Annotated in this window: 36 protein-coding genes; 25 read left to right on the top strand and 11 right to left on the bottom strand. The window is 68.6% G+C overall.

Going from position 1 to position 24,379, the window contains the following annotated elements:
• The first annotated feature begins 60 nt into the window (after positions 1–60).
• From mltG to VARPA_RS15420, 13 genes are all read left to right on the top strand, one after another.
• Positions 61–1,095 (top strand): endolytic transglycosylase MltG, encoded by a 1,035-nt coding sequence (mltG, locus tag VARPA_RS15480; protein WP_041942918.1) that lies wholly within the window; start codon positions 61–63, stop codon positions 1,093–1,095.
• A complete protein-coding gene (tmk, locus tag VARPA_RS15475) occupies positions 1,092–1,748 on the top strand; it encodes a dTMP kinase (RefSeq protein WP_013541518.1) in 657 nt (218 codons plus the stop codon). Before mltG ends, tmk begins: the two co-directional genes overlap by 4 nt.
• A complete protein-coding gene (locus VARPA_RS15470) occupies positions 1,745–2,761 on the top strand; it encodes a hypothetical protein (protein ID WP_013541517.1) in 1,017 nt (338 codons plus the stop codon). The genes tmk and VARPA_RS15470 overlap by 4 nt, the downstream gene beginning before the upstream one ends.
• Complete coding sequence (locus VARPA_RS15465) at positions 2,758–3,147, top strand: PilZ domain-containing protein (protein ID WP_013541516.1); 390 nt, start codon at positions 2,758–2,760, stop codon at positions 3,145–3,147. The genes VARPA_RS15470 and VARPA_RS15465 overlap by 4 nt, the downstream gene beginning before the upstream one ends.
• Before the next feature lie 87 nt (positions 3,148–3,234).
• Positions 3,235–4,047, top strand: a complete 813-nt coding sequence (locus VARPA_RS15460) for a TatD family hydrolase (protein ID WP_013541515.1) — start codon at positions 3,235–3,237, stop codon at positions 4,045–4,047.
• Positions 4,044–4,721, top strand: coding sequence for an ankyrin repeat domain-containing protein (locus VARPA_RS15455; protein ID WP_013541514.1), 678 nt, complete (start codon positions 4,044–4,046; stop codon positions 4,719–4,721). The genes VARPA_RS15460 and VARPA_RS15455 overlap by 4 nt, the downstream gene beginning before the upstream one ends.
• A complete protein-coding gene (locus VARPA_RS15450) occupies positions 4,715–4,927 on the top strand; it encodes a DUF4124 domain-containing protein (protein ID WP_013541513.1) in 213 nt (70 codons plus the stop codon). Before VARPA_RS15455 ends, VARPA_RS15450 begins: the two co-directional genes overlap by 7 nt.
• A 111-nt stretch (positions 4,928–5,038) precedes the next feature.
• On the top strand, positions 5,039–5,503 hold the full coding sequence (locus VARPA_RS15445; RefSeq protein WP_234974751.1) for a DUF2726 domain-containing protein: 465 nt from the start codon (positions 5,039–5,041) through the stop codon (positions 5,501–5,503).
• A gap of 206 nt (positions 5,504–5,709) precedes the next feature.
• Entirely contained in the window at positions 5,710–6,138 is a 429-nt protein-coding gene (locus VARPA_RS15440) for a DUF6766 family protein (protein ID WP_013541511.1), read from the top strand.
• Positions 6,139–6,380: 242 nt separating this feature from the next.
• Positions 6,381–7,280 (top strand): ZIP family metal transporter, encoded by a 900-nt coding sequence (locus VARPA_RS15435; protein WP_013541510.1) that lies wholly within the window; start codon positions 6,381–6,383, stop codon positions 7,278–7,280.
• Positions 7,277–8,194, top strand: coding sequence for an alpha/beta fold hydrolase (locus tag VARPA_RS15430; protein ID WP_200861434.1), 918 nt, complete (start codon positions 7,277–7,279; stop codon positions 8,192–8,194). The genes VARPA_RS15435 and VARPA_RS15430 overlap by 4 nt, the downstream gene beginning before the upstream one ends.
• Before the next feature lie 118 nt (positions 8,195–8,312).
• Positions 8,313–8,804, top strand: coding sequence for a ferritin-like domain-containing protein (locus tag VARPA_RS15425; protein ID WP_013541508.1), 492 nt, complete (start codon positions 8,313–8,315; stop codon positions 8,802–8,804).
• A gap of 22 nt (positions 8,805–8,826) precedes the next feature.
• A complete protein-coding gene (locus VARPA_RS15420; RefSeq protein ID WP_013541507.1) occupies positions 8,827–9,102 on the top strand; it encodes a hypothetical protein in 276 nt (91 codons plus the stop codon).
• A gap of 120 nt (positions 9,103–9,222) precedes the next feature.
• Here the strand turns inward: VARPA_RS15420 and VARPA_RS15415 are convergent, their stop codons facing one another.
• Entirely contained in the window at positions 9,223–9,753 is a 531-nt protein-coding gene (locus VARPA_RS15415; protein WP_013541506.1) for a DUF4142 domain-containing protein, read from the bottom strand.
• A 220-nt stretch (positions 9,754–9,973) separates the two neighbouring features.
• Here VARPA_RS15415 and VARPA_RS31370 point away from each other — a divergent pair, with 220 nt between their 5' ends.
• Positions 9,974–10,273: a DUF2934 domain-containing protein gene (locus VARPA_RS31370; protein ID WP_013541505.1), complete on the top strand. Its 300-nt coding sequence runs from the start codon at positions 9,974–9,976 to the stop codon at positions 10,271–10,273.
• A 21-nt stretch (positions 10,274–10,294) separates the two neighbouring features.
• On the opposite strand, the gene VARPA_RS15405 is transcribed toward VARPA_RS31370, so the two are convergent.
• Positions 10,295–10,498 (bottom strand): hypothetical protein, encoded by a 204-nt coding sequence (locus VARPA_RS15405; protein WP_013541504.1) that lies wholly within the window; start codon positions 10,496–10,498, stop codon positions 10,295–10,297.
• A gap of 209 nt (positions 10,499–10,707) precedes the next feature.
• Between VARPA_RS15405 and VARPA_RS15400 the strand changes: the two genes are divergently transcribed.
• From VARPA_RS15400 to VARPA_RS15375, 6 genes are all read left to right on the top strand, one after another.
• A complete protein-coding gene (locus tag VARPA_RS15400; RefSeq protein WP_013541503.1) occupies positions 10,708–11,016 on the top strand; it encodes a hypothetical protein in 309 nt (102 codons plus the stop codon).
• Entirely contained in the window at positions 11,013–11,279 is a 267-nt protein-coding gene (locus tag VARPA_RS15395) for a hypothetical protein (RefSeq protein ID WP_013541502.1), read from the top strand. The genes VARPA_RS15400 and VARPA_RS15395 overlap by 4 nt, the downstream gene beginning before the upstream one ends.
• A 198-nt stretch (positions 11,280–11,477) precedes the next feature.
• Positions 11,478–12,545, top strand: a complete 1,068-nt coding sequence (locus VARPA_RS15390; protein WP_013541501.1) for an SDR family oxidoreductase — start codon at positions 11,478–11,480, stop codon at positions 12,543–12,545.
• On the top strand, positions 12,542–12,790 hold the full coding sequence (locus tag VARPA_RS15385; RefSeq protein WP_013541500.1) for a hypothetical protein: 249 nt from the start codon (positions 12,542–12,544) through the stop codon (positions 12,788–12,790). Before VARPA_RS15390 ends, VARPA_RS15385 begins: the two co-directional genes overlap by 4 nt.
• Positions 12,791–12,852: 62 nt before the next feature.
• On the top strand, positions 12,853–13,725 hold the full coding sequence (locus tag VARPA_RS15380) for an SDR family oxidoreductase (RefSeq protein ID WP_013541499.1): 873 nt from the start codon (positions 12,853–12,855) through the stop codon (positions 13,723–13,725).
• 13 nt (positions 13,726–13,738) lie between these two features.
• The gene (locus tag VARPA_RS15375) at positions 13,739–14,509 is read left to right on the top strand and encodes an OBAP family protein (protein WP_013541498.1); all 771 of its coding nucleotides are present in this window, start codon (positions 13,739–13,741) and stop codon (positions 14,507–14,509) included.
• 12 nt (positions 14,510–14,521) lie between these two features.
• Here the strand turns inward: VARPA_RS15375 and VARPA_RS15370 are convergent, their stop codons facing one another.
• Positions 14,522–14,758 carry a hypothetical protein gene (locus tag VARPA_RS15370; RefSeq protein WP_013541497.1) on the bottom strand — a complete coding sequence of 79 codons (237 nt, stop codon included), beginning with the start codon at positions 14,756–14,758 and terminating at the stop codon, positions 14,522–14,524.
• Between the two features lie 110 nt (positions 14,759–14,868).
• Here VARPA_RS15370 and VARPA_RS15365 point away from each other — a divergent pair, with 110 nt between their 5' ends.
• On the top strand, positions 14,869–16,068 hold the full coding sequence (locus VARPA_RS15365) for a polysaccharide pyruvyl transferase family protein (RefSeq protein WP_200861433.1): 1,200 nt from the start codon (positions 14,869–14,871) through the stop codon (positions 16,066–16,068).
• Complete coding sequence (locus VARPA_RS15360) at positions 16,061–17,473, top strand: Coenzyme F420 hydrogenase/dehydrogenase, beta subunit C-terminal domain (RefSeq protein WP_013541495.1); 1,413 nt, start codon at positions 16,061–16,063, stop codon at positions 17,471–17,473. The genes VARPA_RS15365 and VARPA_RS15360 overlap by 8 nt, the downstream gene beginning before the upstream one ends.
• Positions 17,474–17,497: 24 nt before the next feature.
• On the opposite strand, the gene VARPA_RS15355 is transcribed toward VARPA_RS15360, so the two are convergent.
• The 3 genes from VARPA_RS15355 to VARPA_RS15345 are packed head-to-tail and all read right to left on the bottom strand — an operon-like array spanning position 17,498 to position 18,484.
• The gene (locus VARPA_RS15355; protein ID WP_013541494.1) at positions 17,498–17,752 is read right to left on the bottom strand and encodes a hypothetical protein; all 255 of its coding nucleotides are present in this window, start codon (positions 17,750–17,752) and stop codon (positions 17,498–17,500) included.
• Positions 17,749–17,964 (bottom strand): hypothetical protein, encoded by a 216-nt coding sequence (locus VARPA_RS15350; RefSeq protein ID WP_013541493.1) that lies wholly within the window; start codon positions 17,962–17,964, stop codon positions 17,749–17,751. The genes VARPA_RS15355 and VARPA_RS15350 overlap by 4 nt, the downstream gene beginning before the upstream one ends.
• Before the next feature lie 16 nt (positions 17,965–17,980).
• Complete coding sequence (locus VARPA_RS15345) at positions 17,981–18,484, bottom strand: ferritin-like domain-containing protein (protein WP_013541492.1); 504 nt, start codon at positions 18,482–18,484, stop codon at positions 17,981–17,983.
• Between the two features lie 267 nt (positions 18,485–18,751).
• On the opposite strand from VARPA_RS15345, the gene VARPA_RS15340 reads away from it, so the two are divergent.
• Positions 18,752–19,351, top strand: coding sequence for a response regulator transcription factor (locus VARPA_RS15340; RefSeq protein WP_013541491.1), 600 nt, complete (start codon positions 18,752–18,754; stop codon positions 19,349–19,351).
• Between the two features lie 45 nt (positions 19,352–19,396).
• Here the strand turns inward: VARPA_RS15340 and VARPA_RS15335 are convergent, their stop codons facing one another.
• From VARPA_RS15335 to VARPA_RS15320, 4 genes are all read right to left on the bottom strand, one after another.
• Entirely contained in the window at positions 19,397–19,606 is a 210-nt protein-coding gene (locus tag VARPA_RS15335; protein ID WP_049794519.1) for a KGG domain-containing protein, read from the bottom strand.
• Positions 19,607–19,709: 103 nt separating this feature from the next.
• Positions 19,710–20,612 (bottom strand): NAD(P)/FAD-dependent oxidoreductase, encoded by a 903-nt coding sequence (locus VARPA_RS15330; RefSeq protein WP_013541489.1) that lies wholly within the window; start codon positions 20,610–20,612, stop codon positions 19,710–19,712.
• Positions 20,613–20,636: 24 nt separating this feature from the next.
• Positions 20,637–21,098, bottom strand: a complete 462-nt coding sequence (locus VARPA_RS15325; RefSeq protein ID WP_013541488.1) for a TraR/DksA family transcriptional regulator — start codon at positions 21,096–21,098, stop codon at positions 20,637–20,639.
• A gap of 64 nt (positions 21,099–21,162) precedes the next feature.
• Entirely contained in the window at positions 21,163–21,678 is a 516-nt protein-coding gene (locus tag VARPA_RS15320) for a CinA family protein (protein WP_013541487.1), read from the bottom strand.
• 219 nt (positions 21,679–21,897) lie between these two features.
• Here VARPA_RS15320 and VARPA_RS15315 point away from each other — a divergent pair, with 219 nt between their 5' ends.
• Both VARPA_RS15315 and VARPA_RS15310 read left to right on the top strand, forming a co-directional pair.
• Positions 21,898–22,848, top strand: coding sequence for a manganese catalase family protein (locus VARPA_RS15315; RefSeq protein ID WP_013541486.1), 951 nt, complete (start codon positions 21,898–21,900; stop codon positions 22,846–22,848).
• Complete coding sequence (locus tag VARPA_RS15310; RefSeq protein ID WP_013541485.1) at positions 22,845–23,258, top strand: antitoxin Xre/MbcA/ParS toxin-binding domain-containing protein; 414 nt, start codon at positions 22,845–22,847, stop codon at positions 23,256–23,258. Before VARPA_RS15315 ends, VARPA_RS15310 begins: the two co-directional genes overlap by 4 nt.
• Positions 23,259–23,329: 71 nt before the next feature.
• Here the strand turns inward: VARPA_RS15310 and VARPA_RS15305 are convergent, their stop codons facing one another.
• Positions 23,330–24,370 carry a chemotaxis protein CheB gene (locus VARPA_RS15305; RefSeq protein ID WP_167330541.1) on the bottom strand — a complete coding sequence of 347 codons (1,041 nt, stop codon included), beginning with the start codon at positions 24,368–24,370 and terminating at the stop codon, positions 23,330–23,332.
• Positions 24,371–24,379: the final 9 nt, after the last annotated feature.

Raw genomic sequence — 24,379 nt, 5'->3', positions numbered from 1 at the left:
GGCGTCAGGGACTCCCTCCCTTTTCCCATCCCCATCGACCCACCGCTTCCCATCGGATTCGTGCGCAGCTTCTTTCTTACCCTCTTCCTGCTCGCCGCCCTGATCGCGCTCGCGCTCGGCGCCGGCGGACTCTGGTGGGTGCACCAGCCGCTCAAGATGTCGGCGCCCAGCGCCGATCTTTCCATCGAGCCCGGCACCACGCCGCGCGGCATTGCCCAGGCCGTGGCCAATGCCGGCGTCGATGTGCAGCCGCAACTGCTCTATTGGTGGTTCCGGATTTCGGGCCAGGACCGCCAGATGCGCGCCGGCAGTTACGAGCTGGAGCGCGGTGTCACGCCTAAGCTGCTGCTCAACATCCTGGTGCGCGGCGAGGAAGCCACGCGCAGCCTGGTGCTGGTCGAGGGCTGGAACATGCGGCAGGTGCGCGCGGCGCTCGGCAAGGCCGATCAGCTCAAGCCCGAAAGCGTGGGCCTGACCGACGACGCCCTGATGGCCAAGCTGGGCAAGCCCGGCGTGCACCCCGAAGGCCGCTTCTTCCCGGACACCTATACCTATTCGAAGGGCTCGACCGACATCGCCCTGCTGCAGCGCGCCATGCGGGCCATGGACAAGAAGCTCGAAGCCGCCTGGGCGGCGCGGGCCGCCGACTTGCCCCTGAAATCGGCCGATGACGCGCTGATTCTGGCCAGCATTGTCGAAAAGGAGACAGGCAAAGCCAACGACCGCGCCGAAATCGCCGCCGTCTTCACCAATCGCCTGCGCATCGGCATGCCGCTGCAGACCGATCCGACGGTGATCTACGGCCTCGGCGCCGCCTTCGACGGCAACCTGCGCAAGAAAGACCTGCAGACCGACAGCCCCTGGAACACCTACACCCGCGGTGGCCTGCCGCCCACGCCGATCGCGATGCCGGGCAAGGCGGCGCTGCTGGCGGCGGTGCAGCCGGCGCAGAGCAAATCGCTGTACTTCGTTTCGCGCGGCGACGGCACGAGCCAGTTCAGCAGCTCGCTCGATGACCACAACCGCGCGGTCAATCGCTACCAGCGCGGTGGTGGCAGCAGCAGCAGCGAACCCAAACCCAAGGCAACGCAATGAGCGAAGGGCTTTTTCTGACGCTGGAAGGCATCGATGGCGCGGGCAAGTCGAGCCATCTCGATGCGATGGAAGCGCTGTTCAAGGCGCAGGGCCGCACGGTCGTGCGCACGCGCGAACCCGGCGGCACGCCGCTGGCGGAAACGCTGCGCGGGTTGATCCTGGAGCAGCCGATGGACCCGCTGACCGAATCGCTGTTGGTGTTCGCGGCGCGGCGCGATCACATCGTGCAGGTCATCGAGCCGGCACTCGCGCGCGGCGACCTGGTGCTGTGCGACCGCTTCACCGACGCCACTTTCGCCTATCAGGGCGCGGGGCGCGGCTTCGATGCAGCCGTGCTGTCGACGCTGGAACAGTGGGCGCAAGGGGGCAGGGCGGAAGGGCTGCTGCAGCCGCACATCACGCTGTGGTTCGACCTGGCGCCCGAGATCGCGGCGCAGCGGCTGGCCGGTGCGCGCGTACCCGACAAGTTCGAGGCGCAGCCGGTCGAGTTCTTTCGCCGCGTGGCCCAAGGCTACGCAGACCGCGCCGACGCCGACGCGCAGCGCTTCATTCGCATCGACGCCAGCCAGGCGCGCGACCAGGTCTGGCAGCAGATCGAAACGGCGTTGGTGGCGCGCGGCGTGCTGGCACCTCAAAGCGGAGTTGCGCGATGAGCGTGCCACCCCTCACGCCCTGGCTGCGCCAGCCGCTGGCCGAGCTGCTGCGCCAGCGCGGTCATGCCTGGCTGCTGCAAGGGCCGTCGGGCATCGGCCAATACGAACTCGCGTTGGCGCTCGCCGCCGCCTGGCTGTGCGAGCAGCCGGCGGAAGAGGGCGGTACTGCCTGCGGCCATTGCGCCAGCTGCCACGCCATCGAGGTCCGCACCCACGCCGACCTGTGCGTGCTGATGCCCGAAGTCGCCATGCAGGAACTGGGCTGGCCGCTCGACGAAAAGGCGCAGGCCGACATCGACGACAAGAAGCGCAAGGCGAGCCGCGAGATCCGCGTCGAGGCGATGCGCGATGCGGTCGGCTTTGCCCAGCGCACCAGTGCGCGCGGGCGCGGCAAGGTGGTGCTGGTGTATCCGGCTGAGCGCATGAACACCATCACCGCGAACGCGCTGCTCAAGACGCTCGAGGAGCCCGTCGGCGACGTGCGCTTCGTGCTGGCCAGCGAGGCGGCGTGGCAATTGCTGCCGACGATTCGCAGCCGTTGCCTGGGCTTCACGCTGCCGTGGCCCGAAACGGCCGAGGCCGAGGCCTGGCTTGTGGCGCAGGACGTGCCGGCCGCCGATGCGGCCGCCCTGTTGCGCGCTGCCGGCGGACGGCCCAGCGATGCCTTGCGGCTCGCGCGGTCCGGCCAATCGCCCAAGGCGTGGTCGTTGTTTCCCAAGGCCATTTCGCGCGGTGATGTGGGTGCGCTGTCGGACCATGCACCGGCTCAAGCCGTTGGCGCGCTGCAGAAGCTCTGCCACGACTTGATGGCTGTCGGCAACGGCGCCGAGCCACGTTTCTTCGAGGCGGCCGACCTGCCGGCGGCGCCGTCGCGGCTGGCTTTGGCGCGTTGGTCGAAGTCGCTCGCGAATGCCGCGAGAACCGCGGAGCATCCGTTCAATGCAGGTCTCATGCTCGAAGCGCTTGTGAGCGAAGCGCGAAGCACCCTAAACTCAGCCGCTCGCCGCCCATGAACCAACCTGTCGCCCCCGCCCCCGCTGCGTCCGCAGCCTCCACGCCCGCCAGGCCGAGCGTCATCCAGCTCGCCATCAAGGAAAAGGGGGCGCTCTATGCGGCGTACATCCCGCTCTTTGCCGAGGGCGGCATCTTCATTCCGACCACGCGCGAATACCGGCTGGGCGACGACGTCTATGTGCTGCTGACGCTGCCCGAAGACCCACAGCGCTATCCGGTGGCCGGCAAGGTCGCCTGGATCACGCCGGCACGCGCCGCCGGCAACCGGGCGCCCGGTGTCGGCATCCGTTTTCCTTCGGACGAAAAATCGCGGCAACTGAAGGCGCGCATCGAGGCAGCCCTCGGTGGTTCGATGGCGTCGGACCGTCCCACCCAAACCATCTGAGTTTTCCGTCGTCCTCGTGACGCGGAACTCCGTGTACGGCGCCACCTCACACAGGTGACAGGTGCGCCGACTTCACCGTCATTTCCGATGTTCACAGACTCCCATTGCCACCTGACCTTCCCTGAGTTCGCGGACCAGATGCCGCAGATCCGCGCCGCCATGGCCGCCGCCAAGGTCGACCGGGCCCTCTGCATCTGCACCAAGCTCGAGGAGTTCGACGACGTGCAGGCGCTCGCCGCCAGCTACGACAACTTCTGGGCCAGCGTGGGCGTGCACCCCGACAACGAGGACATCGCCGAGCCCAGCGTCGAAGACCTGGTGCGCCTCTCGGCCCGGCCCCGCGTGGTGGCCATCGGCGAGACCGGCCTCGACTACTACCAGATGGAAGAACGTAAGGGCGGCCGCAGCATCGCCGACATGGAGTGGCAGCGCGACCGCTTCCGCGTGCACATCCGCGCGGCGCAGCAGACCCGCAAGCCGCTCATCATTCACACCCGCGAAGCCTCGGCCGACACGATTGCGATCCTCAAGGAGGAGGGCGAAGACGGCTCAACCGGTACGGGTGCGGCAGGCGGCGTGTTCCATTGCTTCACCGAAACCGCCGAAGTGGCGCGCGCGGCGCTCGACCTGGGCTTCTACATTTCCTTCTCGGGCATCCTGACCTTCAAGAAGGCTCAGGACCTGCGCGACGTGGCCGCCTTCGTGCCGCTCGACCGCATGCTGATCGAGACCGACAGCCCGTATCTGGCGCCCGTGCCGTACCGCGGCAAGACCAACAATCCGTCGTACGTGCCCTACGTGGCACAACAGATCGCCGAGCTTCGAAATGTGCCCGTAGAGGCCATCGCCAAGGCGACGAGCGACAACTTCGACACATTATTCAGGGACGTCAGATCATGAAAAACTACTTCAAGAAGTCGCTTTATCTCCTTGTCATTGCTGCATCTTTTGCAGCGCATGCAGGCTCGTTCGAAGACTTTTTCCGTGCCGTGCGCGGCGACAACGCCAGCGGCGTGCGCACCCTGCTGCAACGCGGGTTTGACCCGAACACGCTCGACGAGCACGGCCAGACCGGCTTGATGATCGCTTTGCGCGAGCCGTCGCCCAAGGTCATCCAGGTGCTGCTCGAATCGCCCCAGCTCAATGTCGACCTGCCCAATGCCAAGGACGAAACGCCGCTGATGCTGGCTGCGATCAAGGGCCAGCAGGACCTGGTCAAGCAGCTGCTCAAGCGCGATGCCGCGGTCAACAAGACCGGCTGGACGCCGCTGCATTACGCGGCCACCAGCGGCCAATTGACGATCATGAAAGTGCTGCTCGACAACTACGCGTTCATCGATGCGCAGTCGCCCAACGGCACCACGCCGCTGATGATGGCCGCCATGTACGGCTCGGGCGAAGCCGTGAAGCTGCTGCTGGACGAAGGCGCTGACACGACGATGAAAAATCAGCTGGGCATGACGGCGGTCGACTTCGCGAACAAGGTGAACCGTGCGGAAGCGGCGCAGCTCATCACGGCCGCAATGAACGCCAAGGCCGGTCCGAAGCCGCCGCCCAAGGACGGCAAATGGTGAGATGGGGCGGCCTTGCGTTCACGCTGGGTTTGCTGACGACCGCCGGGTTCGATGCCGCGGCCCAGCACTCGATCTACAAATGCGTGCAAGGCGGCAAGGTCGTGTATTCGAACGAGCCCTGTCCTGACGCGAAGAAGATCGAGATCAAGCAGACCAAGGGAGTGAACTACGAAGGCAGAGGAATTGGAAATTCGCCCAAGCGTTGAGGGCTGATTTCGTCGCCTTGCAGGCCCGGCAAAAGGTCAAAAAAAGGGCGCCTGCGCACTCGTGCGAGACTCTGTGGAGAAGGAGAAGCAGAGATGAATACGTTCCTATTCATGGTCGTTTTGCTGGTTGTTGGCGTGCTGGTGTTTCTGTTGGTGGCCAAGAAAAGGTCCGAGCAAAACACCAGCAACTTCGTCGACAAACCCAAGGCCCGGGCACCGCTCACTGCACGCGAGCAGGCGATGTACAACCGCCTCGTGCAAACGCTCCCGGACCTCGTGGTGCTGCCGCAGGTCAGTTTCGGTGCCTTGCTCACCGCCCGCACGCGCGCGGCGCGCAGCACGTTCAGCCGCAGGATCGCAGACTTCGTCGTGTGCGACCGCTCGTTCAAGGTCGTGGCCGTGGTCGAGCTCGGCGACAAGAATCAAAAGGACAAGGCCCGGCGCGATCCGGATCGGGATGCGATGCTGATCGAAGCCGGATATCGCGTGCTGCGGTATCAGCGCGTGCCGGACATCGGACGCGTGGAAGCGGATTTCGATCCTTCGTTGGCATCGGTCAGTCCGATGGGGTCCTGAGCTCACTTTCTTGGGCGGTTTCCAGAATGGGCTCATCTGGCATATGACGATCACACAATGTGCGTTATGTTAAATGACCTAGTGAGAGCACCAGCACACGCGTAGGACTCTCCGGCGATGCAACGCCGGTTTTCTCCTTCTGCCCCTTGCTTGCCGCGCGCGCCGAATTTCCCCCTCGTCGAACAACAAACAAGGGGTGCTCGCTCATGAAGAAGAAATCGATCTGGAAGCTCTACGGCTTCGCCTGGGTCACGGCCGGCTTTTTCCTCATCTCGCTGATCGGCCACTGGGTCTTCGGCTGGTTCGCCTATGCGAACGAACAGACGCAGTTCGGCCATCCGGTGGAAGTCAACGGCTACCTCATCGAGATGATGCGGGACACGCTGGAGAACTGGCAGTCCGAGTTCCTGCAGTTGCTCTGGCAGGTGGGCGGCCTCGCCTTCCTGCTGTACCTCGGCTCGCCGCAGTCCAAGGAAGGCGATGACCGCGTCGAAGCCAAGATCGACGCGATCCTCGCGGCGGTCGACCCGAAGAACGCCGACCGTGTGATCGACGAAATCGACCAGGAATACAGCGGTCGCCACACCGATCCGCGATGGGCTGCGCTCAGGGAAAAGGAAAATCGCGGCGACTGAAGTCTTCTACGGGCCACAATTCCATTTGAAAATTTCAGATGAAGCAGGCGGTGATGCTCAGCTGTGCCAACGGGCCCGACGGCGTAGCGGCGCGGACACCAGACGCCGGCGCGAAACAAACAACACCAAGTAGGCGGTTTTCCCAAGGCGGCGGGCATGGGTCCTACGAGTGAGCCGGCAACGAGCCAACACGCTGCGAGCCTGTTGTGTCTTGCTCGCTCACTCTTTAACCCGTACCCGGCATGGCTGATATCCGCTTCCCAAAGACCGCCCTCTCGGCCCGCACCGCCCGGCGCTGGCTCGGCGCCGGCATCGCGTGCGCCGGCTTGCTGCTGCTGTTGATCGAAGGCGCGAATCTCGCGCGCTCGGGCTCGCCGGTAGGCGCGGCGCTCACCGGCGGCTGCATCGCCGCGCTGGCGACCGCGCTCGGCACGGTGCCGGTGCTGCTGTCTCAGCAGTTCTCGCAGCGCGCCTACGACAGCATGCTGGGCTTCGGCGCGGGCGTGATGCTGGCCGCAAGCTCGTTCTCGCTCGTCATTCCCGCGCTCGCGGCGGCGAAGTCGCAAGGCGCCGGCGCCTGGGGCAGCGGCACGCTGGTGGGCGGGGGCGTGCTGCTCGGCGCGATGGTGCTGCTGGCGATCGACCGCGCCGTGCCGCACGAGCATTTCGTCAAGGGCCTCGAAGGGCCCGAGTCGCGCGCGCTCAAGCGCGTGTGGCTCTTCGTGCTGGCCATCGTGCTGCACAACCTGCCCGAGGGGCTGGCCATCGGCGTCGCGTTCGCGGGCACCGATGCGGTGGGCGCGACCGCGCTCACCACCGGCATCTCGATCCAGGACGTGCCCGAGGGCCTGGTCGTCGCGCTCGCGCTGCGCAGCGTGGGCTACGGAAAGCTGACGGCGGTCGGGCTCGGCGTGCTGTCGGGGCTGGTCGAGCCGCTCGCCGCCGTGCTCGGCGCGGCCGTCATCGGGCTCACCGCCGCGCTGCTGCCCTGGGGCCTTGCGATGGCGGCGGGCGCGATGCTGTTCGTCATCAGCCACGAGATCATTCCGGAGTCGCACCGCAAGGGCCACGAGGCTCATGCGACCACCGGTTTGATGCTCGGCTTCGTGCTGATGATGGTCCTGGACACCGCCTTGGGATGAACACGATGGAAGCCACGCTGATGCACCGGACCCTCGACACGAACGGCGTGTCGCTCCATGTCGCCACCGCGGGCGCCGAAGGCGCGCCGCTCGTGATGCTGCTGCACGGCTTTCCCGAGTACTGGGGCGCATGGCGCCAGCAGGTGCAGCCGCTGGTCGATGCGGGCTGGCGCGTGGCCGTTCCCGACCAGCGCGGCTACGGCGAATCGCAGAAGCCCGAAGGCACCGGCGCCTACACGCTCGACACGCTGGCCGACGATGTGATGGGCATCGCGCAGGCGCTGCACGCGCCGCGCTTTTGCCTCGTCGGCCACGACTGGGGCGGCATGGTGGCGTGGCACCTCGCGGCGCGCGAGCCGGCGGCGGTGGAGCGCCTGGCGATCCTCAATGCGCCCCACCCCGCCACCTTCTTCTCGTACGCGCTGACTCATCCGCTGCAGATGCTGCGCAGCACGTACGTCGGCTTCTTCCAGCTGCGGTGGATTCCCGAAACGCTGCTACGCGCCAACAACTTCGCGCTGCTGCAGGCGGCGCTCACGCATTCGAGCCGCCCCGGCACCTTCGGCGAAGACAAGCTTGCGGGCTACCGCGCCGCCTGGGCCGAGCCGGATGCGCTGCGCGCGATGCTCGACTGGTACCGCGCCATGCCGCTCGCGCGGCCGCGCGCCGAGAAGATCGAGGCGCCGGTGCGCATCGTCTGGGGCGATGCCGATTCCGCGCTGGAGCCCGGCCTCGCGCAAGCCGCGCTGCGCTACTGCCGCAACGGCCACGTCGTGCGGCTGCCGCGGGCCTCGCACTGGCTGCACCACGAAGAGCCCGACGAGGTGAATGCGCTGCTCGTCGAGTTCCTCGGCGAGGGCCGTGCCGCAGCCGCTGCAGCAGCAACCGAATCACGCAGCAAGAACGCGCGTTGACGACGGCGGCACCCGATGCCGCGGCACTGGCGAATCGAATCGCAAATGGCCTACATGGACGCCGCGAAACGGCCACCACCTTTGCACTTTTCAACCCACTTCAACGAAGGAGCCATCCATGCCAGTCAAGTCCGTGAAGGACCTTTTCGTGCACGAAATTTCGGACACCTACAACGCCGAGAAGCAGATGACGCGCTCGCTGCCCAAGCTCGCGCGCGCGGCCACCGACCCCGATCTGCAGCAGGCGTTCGAAGACCATCTGCAGGAAACGCGCAACCAGGTCGAGCGCCTGGAGCAGGTCGCCGAGCAGTGCGGCTTCAAGCTCAAGCGCATCAAGTGCGACGGCATGGAAGGCCTGGTCGAAGAGACGATGTCACTGGTCGACTTGATCGAGAAGGGCCCGGTGCTCGATGCGGCGCTCATCGGCGCCGCGCAGAAGGCCGAGCACTACGAGATCGCCGGCTACACGTCGCTGTGCCTGCTCGCGAAGAAGCTGGGCTTTGCGGACGCCCTTCCGCTGCTCCAGACCAGCCTCTCGGAGGAACAGGCCACCGACCAGCGGCTGGGCCTGCTGGCCGAAGCCGCGCAGATCGAGGAAGCGACAGCCTGACGGGCTGCAGGGGCGGGTTCGCATGACCGACTGCTACGAAGGCGACGGCTACGAGTTCAGCATCCGGCTGCTCGACCACCGGCGCCTGTTCGTGCATGTGCCCCGCGCCACGCTGGAGTTCCTGGCCGGCGGCGAGCCGGTCGACCAGCTCTCGACGCTGACCGCCTGCATGGGCCTGCTGCGCGAGCGCGCCCTGCTCGTGCACGCGCAGACCGGCGCCGAGCGCGTGGTGCTGGAGCCCTCCGACGTGGCCGGCCTCACCGACACCGAGATGCAGAGGCCTCCCCTTCTCCACTGATTGCATTGATTGCACGGACTGCACTGATTGCGCAGACGCGCAAAGCGAATCGAGGGCGGAGCTTCAAGCTCGCGCCCTCGATCTTCGTTCCGACACCGCAATGCGGTGCGGTTGCGGTTGCTACTTCTTGTCGGTGGTGGCGACCAGTTGGCGCGCATGCTGCAGGTGCCCCTGCACGATCGGCAGCATCTTGCCGGCCAGCGCCTTGAGGTCGGCGTCCTTCGCCTCGGCCTGCGTCTTCTTCAGCAGCTTCTCGGTGGCCTCATGGTCGCCGACGCCGGCCTGCTTCACATAGCGGCTGTTGAACATGTCGCCCGAGAGCGCCTTGAATTCGAGCGCCGTCGCCTTGTGCTTGACGTCCGGTCCGTCGGGCAACTCGGTGCCCTTGGCCGATGCGAGCGTCTTCACGTCGGCGAGGCCCTTGCTGTGGTCGTCGACCATCATCTGGGCGAACTTCTTGATCTCGGGATTGGTGCTTTTCTCGAGCGCGAGCTTGCCGGTCTCGACCTCTGCCATGTTGGCCTGGGCGATGTCCTTGAGCATCGAGGCGTCGGCGGCCGCGAGCTTGTCCGCGGCCCAGGCGGACGAGGCGGCCAGCAGCGAAAAGCTGACTGCAAATGTTGCTGCGAGATGGCGGGAAGACAGGGTCATGGGTGCGCTCCACAAAGTTGATCGAAGGCCGCAGGCTCGCACGCACGCCGACGCGTTCGCTGTAGGAAAAAGATCAAAACCATGTGCCAAGAATTCTCTCGCGCCGCGCCTCGAACTTTTCGCATTCATCGAGCGAAATCGGGCACTTGTCCGACGGCGGCGCCACCGCAACGGCGTAGGTTGGCCGGCGTGTTCAACGGCGTACATACAAGAGGTGACCATGCCGAAGACCAGCAGCAGCAGCAATCCAGAGAACCAGCAGCCCCTGGGCACGAGCGCGCAAGGCGCGGGAGCCGCGAGCGAGACGGCCACGCAGCCTTCGTCCGCTGCGTCCAATGCATCCGATGGGTCCGGCCAGCAGCAGCAACAGCAGTCGATGCATGGCGAGGACCCGGCCGCCAGGGAAGAGCGCATCCGCAATGCCGCCTACGACGCTTACGTGCGCCGCGGCGGCGAACCCGGCGACGAGGTGCAGGACTGGCTCGACGCCGAATCGCAGGTCGACGGCCGCAAGGGCTGAGCCCCGGCCGCGCCGGCCACGCTAGTCCTTCGGCGTGAGCTGGCCGGCCGCGCCGCCGACGGTCGAATTGCCGGCCTTGCCGACCGACGCGCCTTCGCGCGTGGTGCGCGTGGCGGTCGGTCCTTCTTTCTTCGCAGGTGCCTTTTGCGTTGCGTTCGCATCGCCCAACGGCGCCTGCGCTTCTTGCGGCGATGTGGGTACCTCGAGCTTCCTTGGCTTGGTCATCGTGTGTGCTCCTTTCGGTTGTGCGCGCCGTGCGCGAGCGGGCTTGCCGCCAAGGCTGAACGCACGGTGCCGCAGAGGTGTCGGACGCCACCCAATCGCCAAGGAAGTGCCCGTCGCGCTCGGCACACCCGGAGCGCAGGCATGCCGTTTGCCGGGAGAAGCGGGTCCGGTTCCCTTCATCGACCTTCCTTCTCCTTCCAGGTATCCGCATGAGAAAAAAGACGACGCCCCGAGACCTCCGCGTGGCCGAGTACTACCAACTGCTCGAACTCCTGTCGCGCCGGCAGTTGCCGGTGGTGTGCTCCGCGCCGGAAGACATCCACCGCATCCTCGCGCTGCGCAGCGCCTCGCTGCTCGAAGCACTGACCGAGCCGCCCGAGCTGCTGCGCACCGGCGAGCGGCGCATCGCGCGCGCCGTGGTCACAGCCATCACGGCCGAGGGCCGCAATGCGCTCGCCCGGAGCGCCCGGGCCGTGCCGTCGTTTCCGCGGGCGCCCTCCTCCGTGCAGCGCGCATGACACGCACCAACGACCAGGCGGCGGACGCGGCGGACTGGCTCGCGCGCATCGAGCGGCTGGAGAGCACGCTCGCACACCAGGGCGCCGAAGAGGCGGTCGCGCGCGAGCAGGTCGATGTGTGGCTCGACGCCGTGCGGGTGGCCGTGCGCGACGGCGGCCCGCTGCCTTCGCCGGGCGCGCGCAACCAGTGGCGCGCCTGTGCGGACAAGCTCGATGCCGCGCTGATTGCGCTGGAGGCATTGACGCGGCGGCGCCACGACTGACTGAACGCAAGGACAGAACGCCGCCTTGAGTGCGCTTGGCGCCGCGACCTTTTCTCGGTTCCTGCACGGCTGCGGCATGCACGCAACAAGCGGGAAACCCGTGGGCTTTGTCCGACGCCCGGATGCGCAAGCCTCGCGCGCACGCGCCGCGCTACAGGTCGAAAGGTAGGGGCCTTACTTGCCCGCAGGAGCTGCCCCGTGTCCCCCATTTCCGCCGCGAAATCCCCCGCAGGAACCACGCCATCCACACCTTCGTCGGCCCATGACGGCCCGGCCGATGCCACCCCGCACACGCTGCGCTCGCAGGTGGTGGTGCTCACCGGCGCCTCCAGCGGCATCGGCCGCGCCACCGCCCTCGCCTTCGCCGCGCAAGGCGCCTCGCTCGCGCTGGCCGCGCGCAACCAGGAGGCCTTGCAGTCGCTGGCCACCGAGTGCGAAGCGGCCGGCGCACGCGCGCTCGCCGTACCGACCGATGTGACCGACCCCGCCGCGATGGCGGCGCTCGCCGAATCGGCCATCGCCCATTTCGGCCACGTGGACATGTGGATCAACAACGTGGGCGTCGGCGCCGTCGGACGCTTCGAGGAGACGCCGCTCGCCTCGCACCGGCGCGTGGTCGAGGCCAACCTGCTGGGCCACATGCACGGCGCCTACGCCATCGTTCCGCACTTTCGCGAGCGCGGGCGCGGCACGCTGGTCAACATGATCTCGCTCGGCGGCTGGGTCGCCACGCCCTACGCGACGGCCTACACCGCCAGCAAGTTCGGCATTCGCGGGTTCTCGGAGTCGCTGCGCGCGGAGCTCGCCGAATTTCCGGGCATCCATGTCTGCGAGGTGTTCCCGACCTTCGTCGATTCGCCCGGCATGTCGCATGGCGCGAACTACAGCGGGCACCGCGTCGCGCCGCCGCCGCCGGTGCTCGATCCGCGCCGCGTGGCCGCCTCGCTCGTTTCGCTGGCCACGCGGCCGCGCGCTCGCACCTACATCGGCGCACCGGCGCGGCCGGGCATCCTGATGCATGCGCTCGCGCCAAACCTGATGGCGCGCGTGCTCGGCTGGGTCGGCGGCGCCGCGATGCGCCGTGCCGCGCCCGCCGCGCACAGCGACGGCAATCTCTTCGAACCCTCGCGCGGCTGCGCCATCGACGGCGGCTTCCGCAGCGAAAGGAAGACAAAGCCCACCGATGCGGTATGGCTCGGCCTTGGCGCGATCGCCGCCGTTACCGCATTTGCCCTTTTCTCGAGAAACGCAAGGAGCACACGATGAACACGCCCCGCAATCCAGCCCGTTCAGCCCCTGATCCCGCCTCTGGCGGCCAGCGCGTGCAGGCGCCCGACGCGGTGAACGGTGAGGAGCCCGCCATCGGCGGCAACGCCAGCACGCAGGACCTCGAGCGCGGCATGAAGAAAGCCGCCGACCGCGACGCCGCAGCACCGGAGGCCGACAGCCAGGACACCCAGAAGCGCCGGGCCGCACGCGGCACGCCGCGCGAGAACGATGCGGGCGCCTGAACGGCCGCGCCGATCCATTCCAACCCTCCACTGAACTCCACCGATCCCAGACAGGACCCGCCATGACAGACCCTCGCCAGACCGGCCCCCAACCACCCTTTTCCACACCCGCCCAGCAGCCGCCCGGCCTCGAATCGAAGATGTCGCCGCCACCCGATTTCGGCGAAGAGAGCTACGTCGGCAGCGGCAAGCTCGAGGGCAAGGCCGCCCTCATCACCGGCGGCGACAGCGGCATCGGCCGCGCGGTCGCTATCGCCTTCGCGCGTGAAGGCGCCGATGTGCTCATCTCCTACCTCGCCGAGGAAGAGGAAGACGCAAAGGTCACTCGCGAGTGGATCGAGCGCGCGGGCCGCCGCTGCGTGGCGGTGCCCGGCGACATCTGCGAGGAAGCGCATTGCCGCAAGCTCGTGGACCAGGCCTTCGACGCCTTCGGCCGGCTCGACGTGCTGGTGAACAACGCGGCCTTCCAGATGTCGCACAAGTCGCTCGACGAGATATCTGCCGAGGAGTTCGACCGCACCTTCCGCACCAACGTCTATGCGAACTTCTTCCTCTGCAAGGCCGCCGCCGCGCGCATGAAGCCCGGCGGCTCGGTCATCAGCACCGCCTCCGTCAATGCCGACAAGCCCAACGCCACGCTGGTGGCCTATGCGGCAACGAAGGGCGCGATCCAGAACATGTCCGGCGGCATGGCGCAGCTGCTCGCCGAGAAAGGCATCCGCGTGAACTGCGTAGCGCCCGGCCCGTTCTGGACGCCGCTCATTCCCTCGACCATGCCACCCGAGAAGGTGAAGGAGTTCGGCAAGCAGACGCCGATGAAGCGGCCCGGCCAGCCGGCTGAACTGCAGGCGGTGTACGTGCTGCTGGCCTCCGACCAGGCGAGCTACATCTCGGGCGCGACGATCCCGGTGACGGGCGGCGTGCCCTTCATCTGAGGCGGGCCACGCGATGCGGCATCTGCTGCAAGGGGCGGCGCTGCTGGCGCTCGCGACCGCCATCGCGGCCTGCGGCGACAAGCCCAGCCCGTCGAACGTCCAGGCGCCCGGCGCGGACAAGCGCGCCGGCACCGCGGTGCTGGAAACCGGCGCGGCGCTGCTGCAGGACAAGCCGCCCATCGAAGCGCTCAACGCCTACCTCGACGGCTTCCACTTCTACAGCGGCCGGATGGATGCGCAGATGGAAGCGCACCACTACTGCGCCGTGCTCAACGACGAAGTGATCCAGTGCGTGATCTTCGACGGCAACCAGAAGTCGGCCAAGCTCATGGGCGTGGAATACATCGTGAGCGAGCGCCTGTTCAACACGCTGCCCGATGCCGAGAAGGCTCTCTGGCACAGCCATGTGCACGAGGTGAAGTCGGGCCAGCTCATCGCACCCGGGATTCCGCAGGCGGCCGAGCATGCGCTCATGAAGAAGCTGGTCGGCACCTACGGCAAGACCTTCCACACCTGGCACACCGACCAGCAGAAGGAACTGCCGCTCGGCACGCCGCAGCTCATGATGGGCTTCACCGCCGATGGGCAGGCGAACGCCGCCATGGTGGAAGAGCGCGACCGCCGCTTCGGCGTGCAGAGCGCCGAGAAGCGCAAGAACCGCGAAGACATCGCCGCGCCGTCCATCGCGCCCGGCGCCGATGCCTGGCAGAAGGGCCAGGCCGTGCAGCTCGCCGACCCGACGGCCACGCCGCATGCGCACCCGCCTGCGGGTGCCGCACGCTGATCGACCGATCGGTCAATCGCCGTCGTCTTCGGGGCAGGCCGCGTGCGCCATGTAGAGGCGCACGCGCTGCATCAGGTTTTCGAGCACGTCGTCGGAGCCTTCGATGTTCAATGCCATCAGCACGCAGCGCCGAGTGCCGTTGCATGAGACCTCCGCACGGCCGTTGCAAGAACCGTTTTGCTTGCAGTGAACCTCGATCTGGCAGGCCCACCCGTTGCCGAGTTGCACCTGCATGGGGACGTGGTTCATGGCCGGGGTCCACGGGCAATCGACGTGCCCGCGCACCGCGTGCGGCACGCACCGGGCCACGGCGCATCGTCCGACGCCGTGCCGTGCGTGCGCCGCTAGCGTTGTCCGTCATGCAAATGCCCGCACTGCTCCTTCCTCCCCGCGATGGCTCCGGGCGCCACCTGCCGCGCTTGCCGGAGCCCGCGCCGATGCCGCAGGTCGGCGTGCTCACCTTCCACCGCTGCATCAACTACGGCTCGTACTGGCAGGCCCGCTGCCTGGCCGAAGGGCTGCGCGGCCTGGGGTACCGCGCGGTGGTGCTCGACCACCGTTCGCGCCGCATCGACCTCGCCGAGTGGCGCTGCGCGCTGCAGCCGGCGCAGCCCGGCGCCACGCCGCCCGCCGACCGGCGCGTGTATGCCCGCAAGACGCGGCGCTTTCTCGACGCCATCGAGGCGTTGCCGCTGACGCGCCCCTTCGAACTCGAAAGCCCGCAGGACATGCCGCACTGCGATGCGGTGGTGGTCGGCAGCGACGAGGTCTGGAACTTCGCGCATCCTTGGTTCCGCGACTGCCCGCCCTTCTTCGGCGAAGGCCTGCGCGCCGGTCGCCTCGTGGCCTATGCGGCCAGCTTCGGCAACCACCCGGTGGCGCGAGGCGTGCCGCCGCACCGGGCCGCGGCGCTGCGCCGCTTCGATGCGCTTTCGGTGCGCGACGGCAATTCGCGCGCGCTCATCGCGCAGAGCCTGGGCGATGTGCCGGCGCTGGTGCTCGACCCCTGCCTTCAGTTCGCTTCGGCGCTGCGGCCGCCGGAGACCGATGGGGACGACAACCCCGCGTCGCGCTGCATCGCGCTGTACGGCCACAACTTCAGCGGCTGGTTCGCCGAGCGGGTGCGCGCGCATGCGCGGCGGCACGGCCTGCACATCGTGAGCATCGGCTACCGCAACGACTGGGCCGACGTGCAATGGCTCACCGCCGGCCCGGAAGACTTCGCCCGCTTCATGGCGCTCGCGGGCGCGGTGGCCACCAATTTTTTCCATGGCTGCGTGTTCGCACTGCGCCACGGCAAGCCTTTCGTCTGCGAGCAGTCGCCTTACCGCGCCATCAAGATCGACGACCTGCTCGTCACGCTCGGCGCTCGGCGGCACCTGGTCGATGCGGCCACGGCGCCGGGGAACTGGGAGGTCGGGCTTTCGGTGCCGGTCGCGGCCGCGGTGCATGCGCGCATCGCCGCGCTGCGCACCACGTCGATGGCCTACCTGCAGGACGCGCTGGCGCCGCTGGCTTCGACTGCAGTGCTCGATGCGCGCGAGGCGCGCCGTGCCTGAGCGCCGCCTCGAACACGCGAACCCGGCGGGGCCCGATGCGATCGTGCGCGCGGGGCTGTGCATCGGCTGCGGCAGTTGCGTTGCGCAGGGCCGGCTCGATGCGCACAGGGTCGACATGGCGCTCGACCGCTACGGCGAGCTCAGGCCACGCGGCTCGCCGGCATGGCTGCGCGAGGGGCCGGCACCGTTTGCGCGCACCTGTCCGTTCTCGCCGGTCGCGGCCAACGAGTCGCAACTGGCCGACGACTTGTTCGCGGACACGGCACATGCCGACGGCGAGGTCGGGCGCTTCCGCGCCGCCTATGTCGGCCATGTCGCGGAACCCGGCTTTCGCGAACGCGGCAGCTCGGGCGGCATGGTGAGCTGGACCGCCGGCGAGCTGCTGCGCACCGGCGCGGTCGATGCGGTCGCACACGTGGCGCCAGCCGATGGCGAACGCCTCTTTCGCTACCGCCTCTCGCGCACACCCGACGAGCTGGCGGCGGGCGCCAAGTCGCGCTACTACCCGGTGGAAATGTCCGAGGTGCTGGAGACGATCCGCCGCGAACCCGGGCGCTACGCCGTGGTCGGCGTGCCCTGCTTCGTGAAGGCGGTGCAGTTGCTGCGGCGCGAAGACCCGGTGATGCGCGAGCGCATCGTCGCCACGCTGGGCCTCTTCTGCGGCCACATGAAGAGCACGCGCCTCATCGAGAGCTTCGCGCTCCAGATGGCCGTGCCGATGGCCGAAGTGCGCGGCGTGGACTTCCGGCTGAAGAACGCGCAGCGCCCGGCCAACTGGTACACCGCGCACTTCGAACTGCGCGACGGCCGCACGGTGCAGCGCGACTGGTTTCACCTGGCCGAAGGCGACTGGGGTTCCGGCTTCTTCCAGAACGAGGCCTGCAATTTCTGCGACGACGTGGTGAGCGAGACCGCCGACATCGCTTTCGGCGACGCGTGGGTGGAGCCGTATACGTCTGACGGGCGCGGCACCAATGTCGTGATCGTGCGCAGTGCGCGCATGCAGGCGATGGTCGCGCGCGCCATCGACGAAGGGCGGCTCGCATTGGCGCCGGTCGATGCGGCGTTCGTGGCGCGCACGCAAGCGGCGGGCCTGCGGCACCGGCGCGAAGGGCTCGCCTATCGCCTCAGTTGGCAACGCGCCCGTGCCGGCAGCGTGCGCCCGGTCAAGCGCGTGCAGGCCGACACCGGCATCGCATGGCAGCGCAAGTTGGTGTACCGCACACGCGCCGCGATCAGCACCTGGAGCCGGCGGCTCTTCGCGGTGTCGCGGGCTGCACGCGCGCCGTGGCTCTACCTGGGTTGGGCGCGCGCCGCACTCACGCTCTATCACGCGCTTGCGTACTCACGCGGCAAGCTCGGCGCGTGGTTCGCGCGCATTGCGCGGACGGCGGGAAGCACGTAGTGGCTTCCCGCACGGCCGCCTTGCTCAACCGCCGCCGATGCCGCGGTTCACCTTGCCGGTGCCGTTGCATTCCGGGCAGGTCGCATCCCCGATGCCACGGCCGCTGCCGCCGCACGCGGGGCACTGCACTTCGCCGGTGCCGGGTGTGCCGGCGGGCGCTTCGTCGCCGCGCCGGGGCGCGGCGGTGGGCGGCAGGTCGATCGAGGCGCCCGGGTCTTCCTCGCCCGCGACCGACTGCTGGAACGCGCCGGGCTTGATCTGGCGGATCGAATCCTTCATGGCGTACTTGCTCCCTTTCGGTCTTTGGACGGCGGCAGCTTCTCGCCGACCTGCGCCTTCTGCGCCGCGTTGGTGCCGATGTCGGGCGAGCCGGGATAGCCCGTCTTCTTGTCGGCCTCGCGGCCCATGTGGCTGCCCTCGGCCGGGCTGTCCTGCCCGACCGCGCGGTTCTGGTCGATGTTCACTGGCGACTGCTTGGGTGTCTCGGCCATGGCGCGATCCTCCTCATCAGCCCTTGCTGCTGCGGAACTGGTCGCGCAGCGCCTTGATCTGGTCGTGGTTGCGCTGCGCGCCCTCGGCCTGGCGCTCGACCAGCGCGCGCACGTCGGCCGGCAGCGGCTCCTTCAGGGCCTTGCGGTAGCGCGCCACCGCGGCGTCTTCGCCGCGCTCGCATTCCTCGAGCATCGAGAGCGCGCTGTCGGCGCCGAGCGAGCCCTTCACATGGACCCAGCCGCGGTGCATTGCGCCGCTCACGCTGCCGCCGTCGTCGACCTTGCCGCCGAAGCGCTCGATCATCCTTCCCAGCTCCGTCGCGGCGGTCGCGCAGGCCGCGGCGCGGTCGCGGAACACCTGCTTGAGCTGCGCCGACTCGACCTCGTCGGCGCAGGCCTTGAAGCCGTATTCGCCGTCGCGGGCGTTCTCCAAGAGGTCGTCGAGCACGTCGACCACGTCGTCGGCTTCGAGCGTGGCGCCGGTGGAAACGGGGGTGCCGCCAGTGGTGTAGGTGGGCATGGGGTGGACTCCTTCAAAAAATGGATTGCTTGCAAATGCCGGATCGGCAACGAGGCCCGCGGCTGTGTCTTTGGATCTGTGCCGCAAGGTGCCCGCTGAAATCCCATGGTGGGCACTCGCGGCGCCGCGCGTGTCATCCACGCTGCACGGCCGCTGTAAGTCTTTTCCGTGCCGGCAAAACTTGCCGCAAGACTGACGCCCGCGCACCCGGTGCGCCCTCTGCGACTTCGCGACCGGCAGGCACACCGCGTGCAGGAGCATCGCGCCATGTCCGCCATTCCCTCCGCCATGAATCCGTCCATGTCTCTTCGCGCTCCCACCCGACTCGATCGCTGTGCGCACGATGCGCGCAATGCGCTCGCCGCCATTTCCGCCGCCACCGAGGTGCTGGCGCGCGACGATGCGCCGCCCGCGGTGCTGCACAAGGCCGGCGCGGTGGTCGCGCGTCAGGCGCACGAACTCGCCGAGCGCATCGGCGAGCTCATGACCCACGCGCGGCACGGCACCGCCGAGAGCGAGCGCGCGCTCGTGGTCTCGGACGACATGCACCTCCTCGCACGCCTTGCCGGACTGCTCTCGCATGCGGGCTACCGGATCGATCTCGCGGTGAATACCGTGACCGGCTATGAAGCGCTGGTGCGCGAGCAGCCGGATTTCGCGGTGATCGATCTGCGCACCTCGGCCGGCGAAGCCCGCTCGCTGGGCCGGCTGGCACGCGGCGCCGGTTTCGATGGGCGGCTGATCGCCATCGAGGATGCGGTGGCCACGCGGGGCCTGCCGGCCACCAGCAGCGCCGCGGGTTTCGACGCGGTGCTGGCGCGCTCCTTCGAGCTGAAGGTGCTGCGCGCGGCGATTCCTTTCGACTGACGCCGCGCACCCGCACCGGTACCCCCACCCGCACGGCCGACGACATCAGGGACCGGACGCGCCGCCATCCGCATCCTGCCCGCGCAGGCTCTTGGCGCGCGCCTCGCGGGCTTCCTCGGGCGTGAACTCGTGCGCTCGGCCCAGTTCGTGGGCGGCACGGCCGCCGAGCCGCGCGATCTCGCGCCGGCGCTCGGGGTCCATGCCTGCAAAGCCGCGCCGCGGGCGCAAGGGTGCGTCGTGATCGATCGTCGTCATGGGTCTCTTCGGTGTCCGCGAATGCAGCGCGGTGCTGGCGCGGGCCGGAATGCCCGCCACCGCGTGCGAGGCAACCGGCATGCCCGGCACAGCCAGAAGACGATCAGCGCGGCCAGTCGGGCGGCAGTGCGCGGTGCATCGCCGAGGCCGCGATCGCCGCGCCGCCGAGCGCCACCGCGATCTGGTTCAGCCCCGTGCACACGTCGCCGGCGGCATAGAGGCCCGGCACGGCCGTCGCATGGTGCGCATCGACCTCGACGTATCCGGTCGCATCGAGCGCCGCGCCCAGGCTCTCGGCCATCCGCGAATGCACCGCCACGCCGAGCGCGCAGTAGAGCGTGTCGCACCAGGCGGTGCCGCCCGCGTGCACGACGGCCACACGCCCGCCCTCGCGGCGGATCGCCTCGATGGGCGCATCGTTCCAGCGGATGCCCGCGTCGGCAAGGCGGCGGCGCTGCGGCGGCGACAGCGCCTGCCCGCCGGAGGCCATGAAGAGCGTGATGTCGGCGCTGAAGTGGCGCAGGTACAGCGCCTCGCCGATGCCTGCCTCGCCATCCGAATACACGCCGACCGCCTGCCCTATGACCTCGTAGGCATCGCACACCGGGCAATAGCGCAGCAGGCCCGCTTCGAGCGCTTCGCGCAGATGCGGCATCGGAGGCGGAATGTCGGTCACGCCCGTGGCGAGCAGCAGCAATCGGCCATCGACATCGAGGGCGCGACTGCGCATGTGCAGGCGAAAGCCGCCCTCCTCGCGCCGCTCGACGTGTTCCGCGAAACCGTCGATCCGGTCCACCGGATAGCGGCCCACCTGCTCACGGAGCATGTCCCGCACCGCGGCGCCGGAAACGCCGTCGCCGAAGCCGGGGTAGTTGTGCGATTGCGGAATGCGCGCGATGCGGCTCTGCCCGGCATCGAGGAGCGCCACCGAGCGCCGGAACCGCGCGAGGTAGACGGCGGCCAGCAGGCCCGCGGGCCCGCCTCCGACGACGAGGGCGTCGTACATGGCGCAGGACGAGCGCAGGACGAATCAGAGGTCCGGCGGCAGCCGCACCTCGGCCGGATGCGCCTCTTCGTGGCGCTCCTGGCATGCGATGCAGCGCGCGGCGGCGGGCATCGCCTCCAGCCGCGCACGCGGGATCTCGGTGCCGCAATCGATGCAGAAACCGAACTCGCCGTTCTCCAGCCGCATGCGGGCCGCATCGATGTCGCGCAGTTCGGCCATGTCGCGCTCGGCCTCCGCATAGCGCAGGCCGTTCTGCAGGCGCTCGTCGGCGATGTCGATGGGGTCGCGGGCCGGAGCGCGCGCACGTTCGGTGTCGTCGGTGTTGCGCGCATCGGGCAGTTCGGCGGCGGCGGTGCGCAGATCGGCCGCGAGAACGGCCTCGCGCGCATCGAGCGTGCTGCGCCATCGCTCGCGTTCGGTGTCGGTATCGGTATCGGTATCGGTATTGGTATTGGTATTGGTATTGGTATTGGTGATCGAGGTCATGGGTGTTCCTTTTTCTTTCGCTCTGTTGTCCGCATGAAAGTGCGGCGCTGTTCGCGGCCTGATGTCAGGCGCGGTGTTGCGCGCCGCACTGCGCGTGGTAGTGGGCGATGCGGCCGAGCGCGTAGTCCGCGCTGGCCTCGCGGATCTGGTTGCGTTCGCCCTCGAAGACGCGCGTCTCGGTGAACTCGCACACGCCCCGCGCATCGCGGAACAGCCATGCGTAGCACTGGGTGCCCGGCGTGATCTCGGGGTCCGAGTCGTCGGCCACGCCGGTGTTGGACACGGCCACGTTCGCATCGCTGTGGCGCAATGCGCCGCGCGCCATCTCCAGTGCCACAGGCTCGCTCGTGAGGTTATTGCGCTCCAGCACCTCGGCGGGCACGCCGAGGCACCGCCGCTTGGCCTTCGGGTCGTACACGACGAAAGCGCACTCCAGCACCTCGCCCGCGCCCGGGGCGGCGGCCAGGCGGGAGGCGATGAGGCCCGCGGTGCACGACTCGGCCGTGACCACCACGAGCGTGTGCCGCTTCAGGTAGTCGACGGTCTCGCGATGGCCGGGCGCGGTGTTGTTCGCAGTCATGCAATCAACTTAGGGACGTGCCCTGCCGCGCCATGTCGGACGAGGACTGATCCTGTGGGGAGTCGCCGCGCATGAGGCGCCCTTCATGCGCCGCCCGGCATGCCGCTTGCCGCGACTTCCATCGGGCGGCCGCGATGCGCACGAATGCGCCGAGCGGCGCCCGTCGCCCCCGACGCATTTCCCTTTTCATCAACCCACTCAAGACCCAGGAGCTATTTCATGTTTTCTCACAACAAGCGACTTCAATACACCGTGCGCGTGAGCGAGTGCAATCCCGGCCTCGCCAACCTCATGCTCGAGCAGTTCGGCGGCCCGCAAGGCGAGCTCGCCGCGGCCTGCCGCTACTTCACCCAGGCGCTCGGCGAGGACGATGCCGGCCGCAAGGACATGCTGTTCGACATCTCCACCGAGGAGCTGAGCCACCTGGAGATCATCGGCACCATCGTCGGCATGCTCAACAAGGGCGCCAAGGGCCGGCTGGCCGAAGGCGTCGAGGAAGAAGGCGAGATGTACCGCACCATCACCGGTGCGGGCAACGACAGCCACATCACGCAGGTGCTCTACGGCGGCGGGCCGCCGCTGGTCAACTCGGCCGGCGTGCCGTGGACGGCCGCCTACATCGACACCATCGGCGAGCCCACCGCAGACCTGCGCTCGAACATCGCGGCCGAGGCGCGCGCCAAGATCGTCTACGAGCGCCTCATCAACCTCACCGACGACCCCGGCGTGAAGGACGCGCTGACCTTCCTCATGACGCGCGAGATCGCGCACCAGAAGTCGTTCGAGAAGGCGCTCTACGCCATCGAGCCGAACTTCCCGCCGGGCAAGCTGCCGGGCGATCCGCGCTTCACCAATGTGTACTTCGACATGTCCAAGGGCGACCCCGACCTGCGCGGCCCGTGGAACCAGGGCGAGCGCTGGGACTTCCGCACGCTTGCAGAGGGCGATGCGCCGGTGGACGAAGGCGACGGCCTGGCCAGCGTCACGCTTTCCGATGCCGAGGCGCCCGTGGTGCAGCAGATGGCGGCACGCACCCAGTCGCGCCGCGACATCGATCCGACGACCGGCGCCGAACTCGGCATGGGCGAGCAGGCGCTGCTTGCCGATGCCGCGGGCCTGGGCCCCCAGCCCGAAGGCCTGGACCCCGCCAAGGGCAAACCGCGCAAGTGAACGAGATCGAGCCTCTGGACCGGCGCTTCACCGAACTGCTCGCCGGTTATCGCACCGCCGGCGGGCTGGCGCGCGACAGCGAGATCGTGCCGCGCGTGGCCGACCGGCATCCGGGCGGCTGCGTGTGGCTTTCGCGCCAGATCGCCTGCCGCGGCCTGCTGTTCTTCACCTGGCAGGAGGCGCTGTGGTTTCCGGTGTTCCAGTTCGACAAGGCGGACATGTCGCAGCGCGGCGCCGTTGCGCGGATCGCGGCCGAACTGGCGGGGTGGACCGACGACTGGGAGCGCGTGCAGTGGTTCGTTCGGCCGCACTGCGCGCTGGACGACCGCACGCCGCTCGCGTTGCTCGATGCAGAGCCCGGCCGCGTGGCGGAGGCTGCCCGCATGGAGCGCTTTCTTCAGAACGCGTAGATCAACGCGTAGATCAACGCGTAGATCAACGCGTAGATCAACGCGTAGAGCAACGCGCCCCGCCTTCGCGGCTACGCCTCGAAGCTCGCGGGGCTGGGCGCCTTCACCGTGAGCTTGCGCATCGCGTTGGCGACCTGCGCGATTTCATCGGCTTCGCGATCGCAATCCGCGGCTGCCGCGGCGTCGCTCTCGCGCTGCACTTCGGCCAGGCGCCGGAGGATCGCTTCTTTTTCCTGCAGCACGCGCAGGCCCGTCCACAGCGCGGCATCGGTCACCTGCTCCTGGGTCGCGGCCAGGCTGCGGAGGCCGAAGGCGTGGCCGGTGTGGCAGCGGTAGCGCACCGGCCGCTTGTCGTCCAGTTCGAACAGCACGCCGCCGCAGTCGGGGCAGCTGAAGGTCGAAGGCGTCGCGATTTCCTTCAGGTTTTCCACGGTGTGCCCCCCCTTGCCCAAGGCATGCTCGCGGCGCAGCGCGGGCAATGGCGCGAGGTTCCGGTCGGCGGGTACAACGCGTTCTTCGCGGGCCAGCGCAAGGAGCAGGTCCGCCATCTGCGACAGCGGCACCACGTGGTCGGCGCGCACCACCGACAGGGCGGCGCGCGGCATGCCCGGCTCGAAGGCGTCGGCCGGGTCCTGCACGACGACCGTGCCGCCGCAGTCCTTGATGGCGCGCAGGCCCGCGCTGCCGTCTTCGAGCATGCCGGTGAGCACCACGCCGATGGCGCCCGCGCCCATCTCCAGCGCGGCCGAACGAAACAGGGGGTCGATGGCGGGGCGTGCATGGTGTTCCTTCGGGCCGCGGGTCACGCGGATCACACCGCCTTCGAGCAGCATGTGGTGGTCGGGCGGCGCGACGTGGATGGTGCCGGCGGCCGGCGCATCGCCGTCGTTCGCCGCCACGGCGGGGTTGGGCCCGCGCGCGCTCAGGAGCTGCGCGAGCTGGCTGCGGTGCGCGCCGATGTGCTGCACGAGGAACACCGGCACCGGAAAGTTCGCGGGCAGCGCCGCCGCGAGTTCGAGCATCGCGTACACGCCGCCCGACGAGGCACCGATGAAGATGGCGCGCGCCGGGGTGCGGGTGGGGGGCAGAGGTTTTTCGTTGTTCGTTGTCATGGCCGTGAA

The organism is Variovorax paradoxus EPS, assembly GCF_000184745.1.
GTDB lineage: Bacteria > Pseudomonadota > Gammaproteobacteria > Burkholderiales > Burkholderiaceae_C > Variovorax > Variovorax paradoxus_C.
This window is presented reverse-complemented; position numbering and strand designations above follow the sequence as displayed.

Coding starts and splice junctions, on each gene's coding strand:
- tmk (WP_013541518.1), top strand. CDS start 1,092: ATGAGCGAAGGGCTTTTTCTGACGCTGGAAGGCATCGATGGCGCGGGC.
- VARPA_RS15470 (WP_013541517.1), top strand. CDS start 1,745: ATGAGCGTGCCACCCCTCACGCCCTGGCTGCGCCAGCCGCTGGCCGAG.
- VARPA_RS15465 (WP_013541516.1), top strand. CDS start 2,758: ATGAACCAACCTGTCGCCCCCGCCCCCGCTGCGTCCGCAGCCTCCACG.
- VARPA_RS15460 (WP_013541515.1), top strand. CDS start 3,235: ATGTTCACAGACTCCCATTGCCACCTGACCTTCCCTGAGTTCGCGGAC.
- VARPA_RS15455 (WP_013541514.1), top strand. CDS start 4,044: ATGAAAAACTACTTCAAGAAGTCGCTTTATCTCCTTGTCATTGCTGCA.
- VARPA_RS15450 (WP_013541513.1), top strand. CDS start 4,715: ATGGTGAGATGGGGCGGCCTTGCGTTCACGCTGGGTTTGCTGACGACC.
- VARPA_RS15445 (WP_234974751.1), top strand. CDS start 5,039: ATGGTCGTTTTGCTGGTTGTTGGCGTGCTGGTGTTTCTGTTGGTGGCC.
- VARPA_RS15440 (WP_013541511.1), top strand. CDS start 5,710: ATGAAGAAGAAATCGATCTGGAAGCTCTACGGCTTCGCCTGGGTCACG.
- VARPA_RS15435 (WP_013541510.1), top strand. CDS start 6,381: ATGGCTGATATCCGCTTCCCAAAGACCGCCCTCTCGGCCCGCACCGCC.
- VARPA_RS15430 (WP_200861434.1), top strand. CDS start 7,277: ATGAACACGATGGAAGCCACGCTGATGCACCGGACCCTCGACACGAAC.
- VARPA_RS15425 (WP_013541508.1), top strand. CDS start 8,313: ATGCCAGTCAAGTCCGTGAAGGACCTTTTCGTGCACGAAATTTCGGAC.
- VARPA_RS15420 (WP_013541507.1), top strand. CDS start 8,827: ATGACCGACTGCTACGAAGGCGACGGCTACGAGTTCAGCATCCGGCTG.
- VARPA_RS15415 (WP_013541506.1), bottom strand. CDS start 9,753: ATGACCCTGTCTTCCCGCCATCTCGCAGCAACATTTGCAGTCAGCTTT.
- VARPA_RS31370 (WP_013541505.1), top strand. CDS start 9,974: ATGCCGAAGACCAGCAGCAGCAGCAATCCAGAGAACCAGCAGCCCCTG.
- VARPA_RS15405 (WP_013541504.1), bottom strand. CDS start 10,498: ATGACCAAGCCAAGGAAGCTCGAGGTACCCACATCGCCGCAAGAAGCG.
- VARPA_RS15400 (WP_013541503.1), top strand. CDS start 10,708: ATGAGAAAAAAGACGACGCCCCGAGACCTCCGCGTGGCCGAGTACTAC.
- VARPA_RS15395 (WP_013541502.1), top strand. CDS start 11,013: ATGACACGCACCAACGACCAGGCGGCGGACGCGGCGGACTGGCTCGCG.
- VARPA_RS15385 (WP_013541500.1), top strand. CDS start 12,542: ATGAACACGCCCCGCAATCCAGCCCGTTCAGCCCCTGATCCCGCCTCT.
- VARPA_RS15380 (WP_013541499.1), top strand. CDS start 12,853: ATGACAGACCCTCGCCAGACCGGCCCCCAACCACCCTTTTCCACACCC.
- VARPA_RS15375 (WP_013541498.1), top strand. CDS start 13,739: ATGCGGCATCTGCTGCAAGGGGCGGCGCTGCTGGCGCTCGCGACCGCC.
- VARPA_RS15370 (WP_013541497.1), bottom strand. CDS start 14,758: ATGAACCACGTCCCCATGCAGGTGCAACTCGGCAACGGGTGGGCCTGC.
- VARPA_RS15365 (WP_200861433.1), top strand. CDS start 14,869: ATGCAAATGCCCGCACTGCTCCTTCCTCCCCGCGATGGCTCCGGGCGC.
- VARPA_RS15355 (WP_013541494.1), bottom strand. CDS start 17,752: ATGAAGGATTCGATCCGCCAGATCAAGCCCGGCGCGTTCCAGCAGTCG.
- VARPA_RS15350 (WP_013541493.1), bottom strand. CDS start 17,964: ATGGCCGAGACACCCAAGCAGTCGCCAGTGAACATCGACCAGAACCGC.
- VARPA_RS15345 (WP_013541492.1), bottom strand. CDS start 18,484: ATGCCCACCTACACCACTGGCGGCACCCCCGTTTCCACCGGCGCCACG.
- VARPA_RS15340 (WP_013541491.1), top strand. CDS start 18,752: ATGTCCGCCATTCCCTCCGCCATGAATCCGTCCATGTCTCTTCGCGCT.
- VARPA_RS15335 (WP_049794519.1), bottom strand. CDS start 19,606: ATGACGACGATCGATCACGACGCACCCTTGCGCCCGCGGCGCGGCTTT.
- VARPA_RS15330 (WP_013541489.1), bottom strand. CDS start 20,612: ATGTACGACGCCCTCGTCGTCGGAGGCGGGCCCGCGGGCCTGCTGGCC.
- VARPA_RS15325 (WP_013541488.1), bottom strand. CDS start 21,098: ATGACCTCGATCACCAATACCAATACCAATACCAATACCAATACCGAT.
- VARPA_RS15320 (WP_013541487.1), bottom strand. CDS start 21,678: ATGACTGCGAACAACACCGCGCCCGGCCATCGCGAGACCGTCGACTAC.
- VARPA_RS15315 (WP_013541486.1), top strand. CDS start 21,898: ATGTTTTCTCACAACAAGCGACTTCAATACACCGTGCGCGTGAGCGAG.
- VARPA_RS15305 (WP_167330541.1), bottom strand. CDS start 24,370: ATGACAACGAACAACGAAAAACCTCTGCCCCCCACCCGCACCCCGGCG.